The 15159-nt window shown below is 33.2% G+C and carries 11 protein-coding genes and 4 pseudogenes; 5 read left to right on the forward strand and 10 right to left on the reverse strand.

What is annotated here, in order from left to right; all coding sequences use genetic code 11:
* Nucleotides 1-281: 281 nt before the first annotated feature.
* Both ACUL40_RS08065 and ACUL40_RS08070 read left to right on the forward strand, forming a co-directional pair.
* Nucleotides 282-1373 (forward strand): low temperature requirement protein A, encoded by a 1092-nt coding sequence (locus tag ACUL40_RS08065; RefSeq protein WP_000391548.1) that lies wholly within the window; start codon nt 282-284, stop codon nt 1371-1373.
* Nucleotides 1374-1442: 69 nt separating this feature from the next.
* Nucleotides 1443-1623: pseudogene (locus ACUL40_RS08070) on the forward strand (alpha/beta fold hydrolase); the annotation flags it as partial.
* 568 nt (nt 1624-2191) lie between these two features.
* Here the strand turns inward: ACUL40_RS08070 and ACUL40_RS08075 are convergent.
* The 3 genes and pseudogenes from ACUL40_RS08075 to ACUL40_RS08085 all read right to left on the reverse strand — a co-directional run bounded on the left by ACUL40_RS08075 (nt 2192) and on the right by ACUL40_RS08085 (nt 3600).
* Nucleotides 2192-2545 carry a YxeA family protein gene (locus ACUL40_RS08075; RefSeq protein ID WP_000833211.1) on the reverse strand — a complete coding sequence of 118 codons (354 nt, stop codon included), beginning with the start codon at nt 2543-2545 and terminating at the stop codon, nt 2192-2194.
* Nucleotides 2546-2814: 269 nt separating this feature from the next.
* A pseudogene (locus ACUL40_RS08080) lies at nt 2815-3318 on the reverse strand (YdcF family protein); the annotation flags it as partial.
* Nucleotides 3319-3412: 94 nt separating this feature from the next.
* Nucleotides 3413-3600, reverse strand: a pseudogene (locus ACUL40_RS08085) (hypothetical protein).
* Nucleotides 3601-3699: 99 nt separating this feature from the next.
* On the opposite strand from ACUL40_RS08085, the gene ACUL40_RS08090 reads away from it, so the two are divergent.
* A complete protein-coding gene (locus ACUL40_RS08090) occupies nt 3700-3831 on the forward strand; it encodes a hypothetical protein (protein ID WP_255309955.1) in 132 nt (43 codons plus the stop codon).
* Between the two features lie 1201 nt (nt 3832-5032).
* On the opposite strand, the gene ACUL40_RS08095 is transcribed toward ACUL40_RS08090, so the two are convergent.
* The 3 genes from ACUL40_RS08095 to ACUL40_RS08105 form a co-directional block, all read right to left on the reverse strand.
* Complete coding sequence (locus ACUL40_RS08095; RefSeq protein ID WP_000532026.1) at nt 5033-5734, reverse strand: YrrS family protein; 702 nt, start codon at nt 5732-5734, stop codon at nt 5033-5035.
* 237 nt (nt 5735-5971) lie between these two features.
* Entirely contained in the window at nt 5972-6406 is a 435-nt protein-coding gene (locus ACUL40_RS08100; protein WP_002164503.1) for a hypothetical protein, read from the reverse strand.
* A gap of 604 nt (nt 6407-7010) precedes the next feature.
* Entirely contained in the window at nt 7011-7820 is an 810-nt protein-coding gene (locus tag ACUL40_RS08105; protein ID WP_059303649.1) for a CPBP family intramembrane glutamic endopeptidase, read from the reverse strand.
* Nucleotides 7821-8408: 588 nt separating this feature from the next.
* On the opposite strand from ACUL40_RS08105, the gene ACUL40_RS08110 reads away from it, so the two are divergent.
* Nucleotides 8409-8999: a TetR/AcrR family transcriptional regulator gene (locus ACUL40_RS08110; protein ID WP_065212240.1), complete on the forward strand. Its 591-nt coding sequence runs from the start codon at nt 8409-8411 to the stop codon at nt 8997-8999.
* Nucleotides 9000-9318: 319 nt separating this feature from the next.
* A pseudogene (locus ACUL40_RS08115) lies at nt 9319-10081 on the forward strand (transposase); the annotation flags it as partial.
* 352 nt (nt 10082-10433) lie between these two features.
* Here the strand turns inward: ACUL40_RS08115 and ACUL40_RS08120 are convergent.
* The 4 genes from ACUL40_RS08120 to ACUL40_RS08135 all read right to left on the reverse strand — a co-directional run bounded on the left by ACUL40_RS08120 (nt 10434) and on the right by ACUL40_RS08135 (nt 15033).
* Nucleotides 10434-12518: a serine hydrolase domain-containing protein gene (locus ACUL40_RS08120; RefSeq protein WP_445422829.1), complete on the reverse strand. Its 2085-nt coding sequence runs from the start codon at nt 12516-12518 to the stop codon at nt 10434-10436.
* Between the two features lie 93 nt (nt 12519-12611).
* On the reverse strand, nt 12612-13778 hold the full coding sequence (locus tag ACUL40_RS08125) for a serine hydrolase domain-containing protein (protein ID WP_445422828.1): 1167 nt from the start codon (nt 13776-13778) through the stop codon (nt 12612-12614).
* Between the two features lie 375 nt (nt 13779-14153).
* Nucleotides 14154-14459, reverse strand: coding sequence for a monooxygenase (locus ACUL40_RS08130; RefSeq protein ID WP_000323758.1), 306 nt, complete (start codon nt 14457-14459; stop codon nt 14154-14156).
* Between the two features lie 223 nt (nt 14460-14682).
* On the reverse strand, nt 14683-15033 hold the full coding sequence (locus tag ACUL40_RS08135) for a DoxX family protein (protein WP_069461642.1): 351 nt from the start codon (nt 15031-15033) through the stop codon (nt 14683-14685).
* Nucleotides 15034-15159 lie beyond the last annotated feature (126 nt).

Consider the following 15159-nt stretch of genomic DNA (forward strand, 5'->3'; position numbering starts at 1 on the left):
GGTATTAAAATTTCTTAAATTGATGGGAATATAGGGTGCCCCCTATATGGTGGAGATAGAATCGTAGCGGATGACATAGGAGAAAAACTAAACGGTCTAAAAGTATTGTATTTTAATATTAAAATTTTAAGGGTAGCCAACTATATAAAATGTAACACTGACGTTCCAGGGGATTATGTTGAATACAATAATGAGGAAAAATGGTTTATGTCTATATTATTTTCTCTTCCAATTACTATATCTTTTTAGCATACTATTAACTATAAGGAGGGAGTACCGAAATGGAAGAAAAGAAAGTGACGTGGTTAGAACTCTTTTATGATTTGTTATTTGTGGCGGCAGTGACGGCTGCGACTCATGTTTTACTTCATGTTGAAGATGGTCAAATCCATGCAGAGTATTTAGTAAAATTTGTCTTAATTTTTATTCCGATCTGGTGGGCTTGGGTAGGGCAAACCATCTTTGTTAACCGGTTTGGAAAAGATTTATTTCATCAAAGAATTTTTTTGATCCTGCAAATGTTTTTTGTCCTAATAATGACATCAAGCTTATCAGCTGATTTTGATCCTTATTATCTTTCTTTTTTAATTGGCTATATTGGCTTAAGGGTCGTGACTGCAATTCAATATCTTGTTGTCCAGCGTATAGAAGAGGGAGCTCGAAAAAAAGCAGCACTCTTTTTAGGAAGATATTTTTGGATTGGAATCGTTATTTCATTATTATCCGTCTTTTTTGATTCTTGGATTCGATATGCTGTGTTATATTTTGGGATTCTTATCGATATTATTGTCCCACTGCTTGGAAGGAAGTGTTTAGAAAAGGTTCCTACAAATACAGCCCACTTGTTAGAGAGATTTGGTCTATTTTCCATTATTCTCTTTGGGGAAGCTCTTGTAAGCACTCTTGTGGTCATTCAACCTAAACAAGGAAATTGGGATTCAATAAGCTTTGCGATCATTTCATTTATCCTCATTATTTCGATGTGGTGGCAATATTTCGATAACATGGAGAAGAAACTCGACAAGTCTAGACAAACTTCTGGTCAAATTATTATTTACGGTCATCTATTTATTTTAATGTCTTTGAGTATGGTTGCAGCATCCATTAGATTATTATTTTTACATGAGGTCTATTATTCTTTTATCTTATATTTTGTTTTTGGTTCTGTATTGCTCTATTTCCTGTCAACTACAATTGTTTTTCATCAATACAGGTTTGAACAACACCGCTTGAATATTTATCATTTATGCTTGTTTTTAGGAATTTTAGCAGTCTTTTTTGTTATTAATTTAATTATAGTAGTGCCGAATATTGTGATAATAGGACAATTAACCTTATTTTTTATCATCTATGCTAAATTAACAAGCACATAAATAAAAGAATCAAATAAATTAGTATCAAACTATAATACTGGTTTATATATATTGGTAAATTTTATATTTATATTAAATCTTATAATTCACGGTGACTCTGATGCAACTGTACCTTTTGAGTTAAGTGGAAACGCACATATGATTCCATTCCTGATAGTAAACTTGCTCTAATACAAGTTGTCCTCATGGATTAAACGCAACTCCTACAAAAGAATTTAATGAAGTATTATTAACATTTTTAAAAGAATAATCTTTGAGGAACTACCAGAGGCGGTTCAACAGCAATATCAAGAATAATAACACGAATTTATCGATTAGGGTTTTCCAAAAAGAGTAGCGCTATGCCTAATCTTTTGGAAAACCTTCTTTACATAGTTTTTTTAGGTCTCTTAGGGGAATCGTCACAGTGCTATCAAGTTAAAAAATACATTCTTCCCATAAACGAAAAAACGAACTGAACTTCTATGGACAACTATGAAAGAATGAAATTTTCGTTTTGGGGATAATTCAAAATCTTAGGTTGATGGCGATGTGGCGGTACCCAAAATCCAACATCTCTAGCTAGATTCTGTAAGGTATTTGGTGATAAAAGACTCTTAATCTCCTGTGCAAATAATTGTAAGTCGTCAGATACAGAATTAGACATAAAAAAACGTCATCCTTTCCTATAATTCTACCGTAAGAATAACGTCTTTATGGCGATATGGTGGTATACCTACTTAATTTAGCTTATTCTCCCTTTTCGGGGATTTGGGCAAAATTACCCCACAAAAAAACAGCGAACCCTTCGAATATGTGGGTTCGCCATTATAAATCATTTATTTCACGTCTAATTTTTCTTTCACCTTCCCAGGAAGCTCGTCTTTCTTCACCTCTTCCCAAGCAGTTACACCTTTTTTATCGGAGTGGAACACGCGTAAGAATGCTTCTTTACGAAGCTCTTTAAATCCATTAAATTTCACTGTTTTTTCATTACCATTTTCGTCAAATCCTTGTAATTCATAATTATACTCTGTGTATTTATTTCCTTCTTTAGATACCCCTGACTTTATTTTCGCATCAGTTGTAATTTGAACATAGTATTCATCTTTTCCCATACGATTCACATCGCAACCAACTAACATTGTAGCAAATACAACTAGAATACTAAAAAGTGTAATATATCTTTTCACGTCATTCACCTCATGTGTTTTTTATTATGCTGTTATCATAACCCCTTTTTATTTGAGAAGAAATTCAAGAACATGACATGAAGATTACACTTTTGTAAGATAATAAAAAGACGACTACAACAGCTGCTTTTTAATCAACATCATAACAATCACTTGCATTGTAGTCTAACATTTAAATAAACCAACCCATATAAACACAAAAAAGAGGAGTCACCCTAAGGTGACTCCTTACCTAAGATAACTCCCAAAATATAAGTTATACAACACCCTTAAAAAAATAAATAATTTACTCCGGTTGCTATGATAGAGAATCCCATAATAATTGCTATTACAATACTGTGACGTACACGATTCATAACGAAGATTGCGATATACTCTCGAATCATCGCATTTGGCCAATAATAGAAGGCTGTTTTTGAGGCAATTCCTTGGCTATTTAATCCTACTATTTTAGCGTATAATCCGGCGCGAAACACATGGAAGTTGTTTGTAGAAAAAATGCAGTTATACTGTGTTCCTTTTAATGATTCCATAATTCTCTTTGAAAAAAGCATATTTTGGTATGTTGTAGTAGAACGGTCCTCTTTTATTGTATTCTCTAGAGGAATCCTATTATTCACAGCATACTCCTGCATAGCTTTCGCTTCAGAAATATTTTCATCTGATCCTTGTCCACCAGAGAAAATAATCTTAGGTGGTGAGGAAACTGCTTCTTGTTTCTTATAAAATTCAATAGCTCTATTAATTCTGCTAGCTAAAAGTGACGTAACCTTAAATATTTAGAAATTTAAAAAGCCCCCTAATATTGTTAAAGGGGCTTTACTCATACGAATAATAATTTTTATAAATAATTGCTAAATAGTGAATTTACATAAATGCTTTTAGAAGCTCTTGAACTAATGGGATTGCTCCACCTATAAATTTTAAAACTGCCATTGCGATTTCCATATTATTTCCTCCTTTTTTGTTAATACTGGGATGTGATTAAACTTTATACCCTTATTATAGTAAACGCTTACATTTGTAACAATACATTTCTGTATGCAATATTGCATATTTATACGTTTTGACAATATTTGACCTCTATTAGCCATTCTTTAATGGTACCATAACGAAGTGAGAGTCTTTAAGGGTTCTCCTTAATAGGAGGAAATATGGAAAAAGTTCAAGATATTTACAGTAATATAAAATTTAAAAGTTGGTTTAAACAAGTATTAGCTGTAGGAGGAATATTAGGATTCTCCTACTTGGTGTTATATGGTTTTTGTTTTTTAGTTGATATGTAAATATTATACAACGATACTAGTGGAGTCTTGCCTACAGAGGTAAGACTCTTTTATTGTACTTGAGATGAACAAACTACATACAATAGCTTTCAGGTTCTTCAAATTTCTCTGTATGGTTCTTTGTTCCTCTATGTTCTAGACCCACTATTTCCTATCATTGAATATAAATGAACTTCCATTTATATTGAAAATACAATTTTATTGATAAAAAATGTCTTTTTACTAGATACATATTAAAAAGAAAAGTATAAGTTGTATTCCATTTCGGTACAATCTTTTTATCTTTGAAAAGGACTTAAATCTTATTAATAGATTTGAGTCCTTTTTGTATACATCAATCTCTATATAACCATATAAATATAATATATTAAAAATAATTTAAATGCAAGAATACTTGTAGAGGAACCGCCAGCACTTCGAAAAAAACAAGCTAAGCCAAAAAATACAATAAGCTGCCCATATGGACAGCTTATTTACACAATTTTCTTTATGGGAAGTACACTTAAGGTCATTTTTAACTTAATAGGAGTCTAATATCTCAAGTTTCTTAGCTAATACCCAGCTATTTAGGCCTAAAGATGCATAAATATTGTAATAAAAATAATTCCCGTTTCTCAATGTTTCCTATAATTCTTTAGTATCTTCATAGAACATAGGCCAACCTTGCATTAAGATATTATATATATATTTCTTACTACAAATATGGACGGTATTATCCTTGTTGCAGTTTTAATTTTAATCAAGTCTATTGTAATTACACAGATTGAAATATCTATTCAATTTTAAAAATAGTAAAGGAAATGTATATAAAAAGATCACTTGTCTTAGAAACAAGTGATCTTTTTATTAGATAAACTGCAACTTGCTAACAGCAGGTAATTGTTATCCTATTCATATGTTCAATAGATATCATAATACATTTTTTAGTTATATAGACGGAATTGTTTCTAATAAAATGAGACCAAAAATATTTCAAAAGGTACCATTAATTATTTAATGCTTTAAAAATGCAATTTTGAACCTTTCGAAGCACTAAATTAGATAGCTTTTAATAAGCTTCGAACTTTGTCTGCATCAGGATCTCACAATTGAGCCTGAGTAATTAAACCTGTTAACATAGCAAAAGAGTCCTGATTGAAACAAACTTTTTTATGAGTTTTACAAGAGTAAACTTTTAAGCACATAATTACATTTCTATTATTTATTTTACCACTTGTACAGATGCTGGTTTCCACCCTTGATTCTCTACCCAATCAATATTAACCTTATATTTTTTATTACTTTGTTTATCTCGTACATTACCGTAGGCTTTATTATTACCATTATTTCCAATAAAATCGAAAATCAATTGGCTCTCTGGAACATCAACAGCATAAGAGATTGCTTTTTTCATCTCACTCCAATCTACTGTTCCTTCTTTAAATTTCATATCAGGTTTTGCTCCTTGCTCTGTACCAATTGGCTTCCATGAAGGATTAGTTTGAGGATCCTTTTCTTGAGATACCGTTTTTTCTTCCTCTTTATTTTCAGTTCCGTTCGTTTTTACCGATTTTTCTACTTTTTGTTTCCCTTCTAACTGTGCTGCTTCTTTATCTTCGCTTTTCTTTTCTTCTATCTTTGCTATTTCTTTATCTTTAGTTTTCTTCTCTTCTAACTTTGTTGCTTCTTTATCTTCAGTTTTCTTCTCTTCTATCTTTGCTGTTTCTTTATCTTCAGTTTTCTTCTCTTCTATCTTTGTTACTTTCTTTTCTTGAGCAATTGCTTTCGTTGATGTATTAGAAGGGGTAAACAATTGGTATGTCACTATACCAACTGTCACTAATACCAAAGTAAATGCAATATTAAAAATTGCCTTTTGACGACGATTCTGTTGTTTTTCTTGAAATCTGCTTACTTGTCCCATTCTTCAAACCTCCGTGTTTACTTTCTCCTCTACTCTTTATGTATTATCCCTAAAATTCTTAATATTTTTATTAAACAATAGAAATAAACTACACTTTCCATACAGGATTTCATATCATAATAAAATTTGTGTTTTTTCAAGTATCTGACATATGTTATTCAAAATAGTTTAATACATTAAAAATTGATAAGCTTCTGCACTTAAGAAACCTTCAATTTTATTCAAAGGTGATTCCAATTACGTCCACATTAGATCTCCTGTAGAAAGCTTTTTAACAATTAAACCTCTTCTTCCCTTATTAATAATTTTAAAATTAAATTTCCCTCTATAGTATAATAAAGATGTTTCGTTTTCTAATGGGGTATGTCGTAAAATCAAAAGAGATTTTATCTCTTTTACCTTCTTTTCAGAGTAAAGTTCACCACTAGGAAATTCTATTATTCCTAATGTAATCTTTAATTCGCTCTCATCAAAAGCCCACTCTTTATTAAGTTCTCTTATCTTTTGTATAAAGCTTCTTTTAGTTTGTCCTATATAGAGCAATGTTACATTCTTAGCATATACTCTAGAGATTGCAAATATCCCCTTCTTAGAAGCTTCTTCCCTATTATAAAAGTCATTTATACTATACATGCCATACCACTTAATATGTACTGTTTCTATGAATCTCACCTCGTTTTTAGACAATATTATAATTTCTGAATGTTCAAATTATTATGGGTACATATGCTTGATTACTTGAATTATAAATTGTGCTTTTCAATAATACATTTTATTATTACTAATTTCAATAATGAAGAAAAAATACAATATTATAGTTTAATTATAAAGCTGTATAAAAACAAAGTGATGTCGTGCCACATATTTTCTTTTTTTACAATTTCAAACTATCGTGAACAAAATTTTAAAATTTATGAAATAAAAATATAATGTGTATGTACATACATTTCTATTAATTGAAGAAACCTTCTTAATTGAGGTCGTACCACATGCCCATCAACTTAAGAATTCAGAATTACCCCAAAACGAAAAAATGAGCTTTTTTGCTACAAGTTAAAACAAAATTTCGTTCTGAGGGTATTTACCTTTCTTAGCTTGATAGCGATGGGCTTTACCTCTATTTAAAAAAGAATCCATTTTAATCAAAATGGATTCTTTTTTGCTTATATAATATTTTCTCAGTTTTCTTGTCTTATTTATTTTCTATAATATAAAATTCAGTTTTATATGTATAAATTACTTTTAATATCTTTATGATTAACTAAAGGTTCTAATCTTACTTTATATTTAAGTTTAAATCATTAACTTCAGCAAGTTTCATCTTGCGTAAATAAATCATCGCAAATACAAAAACGATGCCTGATGCCACCGCAATAGCAATAAGAGCCTTTCTAACATCATCTCCTGCGCTAACATGACCCGTAACTTTCTCTGGATCGATGCCCATATCTTGTAATACACCACTGAAATTTATCACGAAGTGACCGATAATTGGTATTAATAGATTGTTTGTTCTTAAATACACAGCCGCGAAGAGGAAGCCCATTGCTGTTGTATAAATAAGCTGTAATAAAGTTGCATCTAAAGGTGCGCCAGAAAGTAAGTTTATAGCATGCACTAATGAGAAGAGTACACTTGACCATATAACAGCTAACAAAATACCGTTCTTTTTCTGGCTCCAAGCTTTTAACAATCCATTTAATAGAAGCCCACGTAATAGAATCTCTTCATATGAAACAGCAGCAATTGTAGATACTACCGCTATTAGATAAGCTTGCATACTTGCTTTCATTAAATTATCAAATTCAACACCTATTAAATTTAGTACAACATAACTTAATCCTGGAAGTAATAACAGAAGGCCTAATCCAATTCGATTCATCATATTTCCAAATTTCAGTTTGAACACTGTCACATTAACTAGCAACATAATTACAATTAGAACAAAACGCGCTACTAATTGCGCTACATTATCATCAGTAAATATAATCGAGAAAACTGAATCTACTACGATTGTAAGTACCATAATTACTGCAAAAAAGCTAAGTATTACACCGGCTGGTGACTTTTCAAATAATTTTTTCATTAAATATCCTCCATTTTAATATATATAAATAATCACCCGAACCGAACGGTTCGGTTCGGATTCTAATAATACTATAAGTTTCTAGTTTTTTAAACCCTTTCTACAAATTATTAACAAAATTAACATAGTAAAAACTAAATGTAATTATATCTCAGTTGCTTATTTACAATCAAATTCCAGTAATCAGTAATCATTAATGATTACTGATTACTCTTTTATAGAATGAAATGAAGGTGTGAGTAACTCGCCCACTTTAGATAAACATATTAATAAAAATTATATATAATAGTTAAATGTCTATACATTAAAATTAACTATATATTTTTACTTTTTCTATGATTTTAGGTGAAATTAGTTGTATAACATGACTGAATTAACCAATTGGCCAATTATTATTGACAGAAAATTCTTTCATGCGATAAAGAATATATAATTTAATGAATCTCAAACTGTATTGGTTCCTATAAGATAGGGATTGATATGATAATTTTGCTTCAAACTTATTTATACCTACAATAAAAATTTTAAAAAATTATAGTGAAAATCACCCTAAATATTAAGTTCTTTTTATTAGGAGGACCACAAAGCATGACTAAAGTTGATAAGGTACAAGAAAAGATCATTGAAACATCTTTATATTTATTTAATACTAATGGGATAACTTACACATCCATTCAGGATATAATAACAGCTACTGAACTATCTAAAGGAGCTATTTATCGTAGATTCAAAAATAAAGAAGAAATTGTGCTTGCTGCCTACGACAAAAGTGGTGAGATTATGTGGGGGCATTTTCATACAGCAATGGAAAAGAAAAAGACAGCAATCGATAAAATCCTTGCTATTTTCCTTATATATCAAGATGCAGCTAATAATCCTCCAATTGCTGGAGGCTGTCCATTACTTAATAGCGCAATTGAAAGTACTGGAGTATTTCCAGAATTACAAAAAGCAGCAGCAAAAGGTTATGATGATACAGTAATGTTAATGGCCTCTCTCATAAAGGAAGGAATAGAGAAACAAGAACTTAAAGAAGATATAGACATTATATCGCTCGCTTCTTTTCTTGCATCTTCAATGGAGGGAGCTATTATGGCAAGTCGAGTATCTAACGATAATATACACCATCAATATTTTATTGAACAAATAAAGCATCATCTTTACTCTTATTCTAAATAAATGAGTACTTGCATCGCCTTCATTCAATTTTTATAAACTTAAATTGAATAAATACTCCTCATAAAAAGTACTTTCTGTTTATGAGGGAGGGATCATTTTTTAGCAGAGGTAGCTTACAGAAGAAATAGGGTTGTTTAATTAGACGAATATAAACACAATGTGGCCTATCACATACCCACTTGGACCTATTTTATCTGAAAAATGGTTAGGCAAAATATTCATTAGACGAATAGCAATTACAGGTATTTTGGAATTTCTATACCTAGTTTATGGCTAAGTGACCAACTAAAGAAATTCACGCTAACTTTGTATCTATATGTTGAATACACGCATTTATATCAAGAACCCTGAACCAGAATACTTCAACAATGGTACATTAAAAAAGCAAACAGAATACATCCAGCTTGATATGACACAAATGATGTCTGGTCTAATCCCTGGTGAAACGATAGAAATCCTCGAGGCATACATTGGCCAAAATCAGAAACTTCCAGCACGTGTTATTATCCATCGTTTAACCGATGATCAAACGCAAACACGTCTGAAAAACCAGGCTATACGTGAAAAGAAGAAAGGCATTATCATGAAGGATAAAAGTAAACGTTTAATGGGCATGAATGTATATATCACGAACACGTCGCTAGAAGAAGTACCGACGAACTACGTGCATTCATTATATTCACTTCGTTGGCAGATTGAAATTTTGTTTAAAACGTGGAAGTCATTCTTTGGAATTGATGAATGTAAAAATATAAAAAGAGAACCCTAGAGTGCCATTTATATGGACAGCTCATCGGCATTCTCCTCTGTTCTTCTACGATATTTCAAATGCGACAGTTTCTACTTGAAAAGAAAAAACAGGAGCTGAGTGAATACAAAGCGATTTATATGATTAAAGATTACTTTCCTTTACTGTTTCAAGCGATAGCCGTTGGCACAGAAAAACTTTTAAAAATTCTGCATCCCCTTTATCAGCTACTCAAAAAAACGGTCGTAAATGTCATAGGTATAAGAAGATGACGGTCTTTGATATTCTAGGGATTGTGTATAAAACGACGGTGAAGCAAAGACAAGCTGCCTAGCGAAAAAATTACGTTTTAATAGGCTTCTTTAGCATGCCTAATTTTTTATCACTTGCTAGTTTTGAAACAAAGGTCATTTCGTATCTAGTAATTTACTTGGTTAGCTTGATGGGTATGAGGTCGTACCCCAAAAAGAGTAGAAATTTAATCTCTCTACGCTGTTAAAATTATTCAACTCCCAAAAAACTGTACATCTTCTAGAGATACTAATTTTCTAGTTTTGATGTTTTTATAGTGCTTGAGAGTGATATTATTCAAGCTTTTTCATTGAGAATGCATAAATACAAACAAAACCAGTAATACATCTTTTCTGTACCGTACTGGTTTTGTTTAAGATCATCTTAAATTATAGCTAGTTCACCGAGATTGCAAATTCCGATTTCGGTGCCCCAGCGAATACGATTGTTCCGTTCTTCGGAAGTTCCACCTTGTTATTGCCACTCACAATGGTGAAGTTGACGCAAACTCCCTTCTCATCATACACCGCAAATGAACCATTTGATGGCAGCGTCACGGTCATCCTTTTGTCTGTTGCCGCTTGTGGAATTGTAAACCATTTCGCATGTCCATTTGCTCCCAGCGTAACTTGGGATGATTGGCCTACATCAATTGGTTTTACATTAGATTCACTTACGTATAACAATCCAGCCATCTCCATATATTCATTGCCGCCTTCTGTATAGAAATGCGTTTCCGTCGTATCACGACCATTCATCACGGGTACTTGGATCTGATGCACCGCGGTGTTCGGACCTGTAATTTTTCTGCCATCCCAATAGCCTGCTGGGCCTTCCTTGCGAGTAATTTGAGTACTAAGATGTTTCGACTGAACAAGATATTGAATAGAACTAAATTTCTCGTTTACACGATAAAACTTGACACCTTCCCTCTTTGCCCATGCAGCAGCGGTTTTCTTCGAAAGCACGTTGTCTTCTAGTTTCTCAGCTAAATAGTGGGTCATCACACTTTGCCCTAAACCTGGATAAGATTTATATGCGCTCTCCTTCAAATAAGTTCTTCCATTCTTCTCGGTTACGAAGTTGAGCTTGGAAGTACCCCCCTCATTAATAAAGCTTCCATCAGCAGTATATACATATTTTTCTTCTGGATTAGATGGTAAGAATAGTTCACCGTTCTTCATAATTTCAATTTTGAAATGAGTTTCGCTATTGCCATAAAATCCTGCTTTCTTTGCTACGCCTTGAGGCATTTTGACTTTGACCGGCTTACCAAAGGATTTGTTCGGCTTGATTTCCTTAATAGTACCTTTTTCTTTAAGCGTAGCGAGCAGCAATTCAGTTGCCATTAGCTGATTTGTAGAGCTCCGTCCACCAGATGTCAATACAGCCGCTGCTATTTTCTGTTCCGGAAGCACGACTAATATAGCATGTTGCAATGCCGTATCGCCGCCCTTAGCCAAAGCTTTGATCCCATATTCACTGAATGGGTATAGTTTCACACTATCCCAGCCAAGACCATAGTTAAAAATATTCTCGCCAGCCCCCGGCCACATTCCTTTTTTATATTCCTCTTGCTCCATTGCCTTAACTACCTTATCAGAGAGGATTCCTTTTCCCTGTCCCATAAATAGTTGTGAGAATCGCACCATATCTTCTGCCGTGGAAGATATACCTCCCGTACCAATAACATTCACCGATTCAATTGGAAGTTGCCCTTGGTACGCCGGGTAATATAGTCCAGCCCGATTTTCATCCCTCCATTTGTCCTGCGGCGTTTTCGTATGATTCATTTTTAAAGGCTCTGTAAAGTTTTGATGTAGAAATTCAGTAAAGCTCATACCACTAACTCTTTCCACCAAAATTTCGGCCAGCGTAAAACCATCGTTACAGTATACCGAGAAAGCACCAGGGTCCGCCTTCAAGTTTTGATTTGACAATTGCTGTAACAAGGTATCATGGGCATAGGTATCATTATCGTTAAATAAAAATGCATTACCTAACGTAGAACCTTGCAATCCAGAGGAGTGATTCAATAACATACGCGGTGTAATACGTTTGTATCGACCGTCCTTCATCTTAAAATCAGGAACATAGCGGACAACAGGAGCATCCAAATCGACTTTTCCTTCATCGACCAATTTCATTACAGCCGCTGTTGCATACATTTTACTAACTGAACCAATCCCGTATAAAGTATCTTTGGTTAGCGGCTTTTCCCCTTCCATATCGTTCTTGCCAGCCTGACCCGACAAAATAAGTTTTCCATTATCAATTAGTGCATACTGCACGCTAGCTGCCCCATGGGACTTCGTAAGTAGCTCCGCCTTCTCTGCTGCAATCTTCTTCAGTTCCTGACTAGCTACTTCTTCACCAATTACAACAGTAGTCTTACTTTCAGAAAATGCTTTCGCTCCGGTTGGTAGAATCATAGTTACCGCTAATGCAGTGGCTAACACACCAGTTAGCTTATTTTTCATCACGGAATTACCTCCTTAAATAATTGATCGTTTTCATCATTCATTTGTGTAACTATGAAACTATGATAAATTTTACCCGTTTTTACTTTTAGACTACTTGCTAAATTCAGCAAGTAAAATATTTTTAAAAGGATCAGGAGTATCAGCTTTAAGGCTGTTCAAATTGACTGCCAATGTATGCTTGCCTCCAAGTGTGCCTCCAGCAAAAGTTAAAAAGCCAGGAATGGTTCCTCCATGCCCCCATATCGATTCACCGTTTGAAAGCTTCATTTTGAAAATTCCAAGCCCGGAATCACCAAGCTCATCTACTCCTGTAGGGACTGTTGTAAGCATTTGCTTTAGTTGCTGTTCTTTCAATAATTTGCCCCCAAGTAAATAAGAAAAGAATTTGTTTAAATCATCAGCTGTAGAAATCATATCTCCGGCTGAGCTCCCCATACTTGGGTTATAATAAGTAACATCTTTCGGCTCACTTGCTCCGTCTAATTGGATATATCCACGGGCATGCTTGGTTCCTGGAATGACGCTTGAATTTCCAGGTAAGAATGTATTCGCTAATTCAAGTGGTTCAATAATTCGATTTTCAATCTCTTCCGCATAGCTGTTCCCAGTTACTTTTTCAATAAGAATTCCTAGTAATACATATCCTGTATTTGAATACGACCAGCTCTTTCCTGGAGCAAAATCTGGAGGCATGGATATTCCCATCTTTACTAATCCTTCAGCAGTATAAGATTTTTTTGTATCCATCATATTAAAATCCTTTGACCTTGTGTAATTAGCGATACCACTTGTGTGATTCAATAATTGCCGGATAGTAATCTGTTTATCATCATATCCATTTCCTTGAATGACACCAGGTATCCATTTTTCAATAGAATCGTCTAGATTTAAGCGGTTTTCTCCTGCTAATTGAAGTATAACTGTTGCAGTGAACGTCTTTGTCACGCTGCCAATTCGAAAACGAAAATCTGTTTTCATTGGTTTCTTGGTACTCAGATCAGCTACACCAGCTGCATAACTCCATGTTTTTCCACTCTCAGAAGTTTTAGCAAGTATCCCTGGATATCCTAGTTTCAATGTATCCCGCATTGCCTCTTTGACGGAATTATGATCTCTTTGGGTGCTTATTTGTAACGAACTAGATACATTTTGAATGGACTCCGCTTTTACACTTGAGGTTGGAGTTGTATAAAACAGGGAACCTCCAGTTATTAAAAGAGCTAAACCTGAACATGTAATTTGACTATGCTTTTTCATCAAAATAATCCTCTCCCCTATTCATATTGTATAAATAGTTATTTGCTGTTTGGAACTAATCACACAGCTTTCTTCTTACCCCACTGCAAAAGGACGACATTGAATCTGTAATATCTCTTTTCCTCCAAACAAGTCTTATTAATTGATTTGTTTTTTATAGAAATATATAGTATTTTTCTCCTCTCACTCTTCTTTACATTTTCATCTTACACAAGGAAAATCTCTTTTTTCTTACCTCTTCCTTACAAATTCCTTACGTTCAAAATTACTTTTATAATTGATTATTTTTTATGCGAGTCCCCTCACCATCAATTTAAGAATTAAAAAAAGAGGGGATTATCCCCCTCCTTTTTACGCTTGCTCCGACTGTCGGAATTATTTAATAAAACCACGATTCAACTTAGTTAACTTTTCATTGATGTTAAAAATTCTTACTCTAATATCTTTTACACCAGCTGCTTCAAGTCTGCTCTTGTGCATTTCCGCGTATTTTTCAGCATCTTGTTTTTCTTCAAATACATAAATGCCTCCAGCTTCTTTTGTTTCTTCATTCTCAGTCCATATTTTCCAATGGAATCCTTCTTCTTCGTTAATACTTTTTGCTAAATCCCAAAATCCTTTTTCCATTTCTTCACCAAAAGGACCTTCAAACGGAAAATCGACTTGTAATAAATATGCCATTTTCACTCACTCCTATTTTTAATATAAAATTCATCGGGAATTCCTTTGTATAAAAATTCTTGCCATTCTTTTACTGATTATGATTCTAATGATAGTAATGTCTAAATCCATATTGCTATTATTATTCAAGCACTAATTGGAGAATCCCCCTATTTGTAACATAATCACAAAACGATAGTAACTTGAACGCATAAAGTGAAAGTTTAATAGTTTTCAGTTATGTTTAAAAAATGTGATACAAACTTATCCCTAAACTAAGGACAAACAAAACAAGTGCAGGTATTGCCTTCTTAAAGGGATCTCTCGCTAATACAATTAGAGTTAATGCGGCTGCAAGCATCGTACCGCCTAATAACAATCCTGCCCATAAAGCTACTACCGGAATCCAAATTCCTATCAACATTCCAATCGCTCCTACAATCTCAAAAGCTCCAGTTAAGAAATTAAAAAACGAAGGTAAACCAAATCGTTTGAATTCATCTGCCATTTTCCCCGATATAATTTTCGTTCCTGTCATTAAAAAGAACAGAAACAACACTACTTTTACAATATTGATGAAAATTAAAATAGTAATCACACCTTTCTTATTATTTGATAAAAACTCAGTATTGTTCAGGTAGTAGTCACTACCTTTACCCTATTTCCTGAGATTACCCGTATGGAAGTCGCTTCAATTTACATTACCCTTTTCAATATTAAA

This window comes from Bacillus sp. KNSH39 (assembly GCF_052656585.1).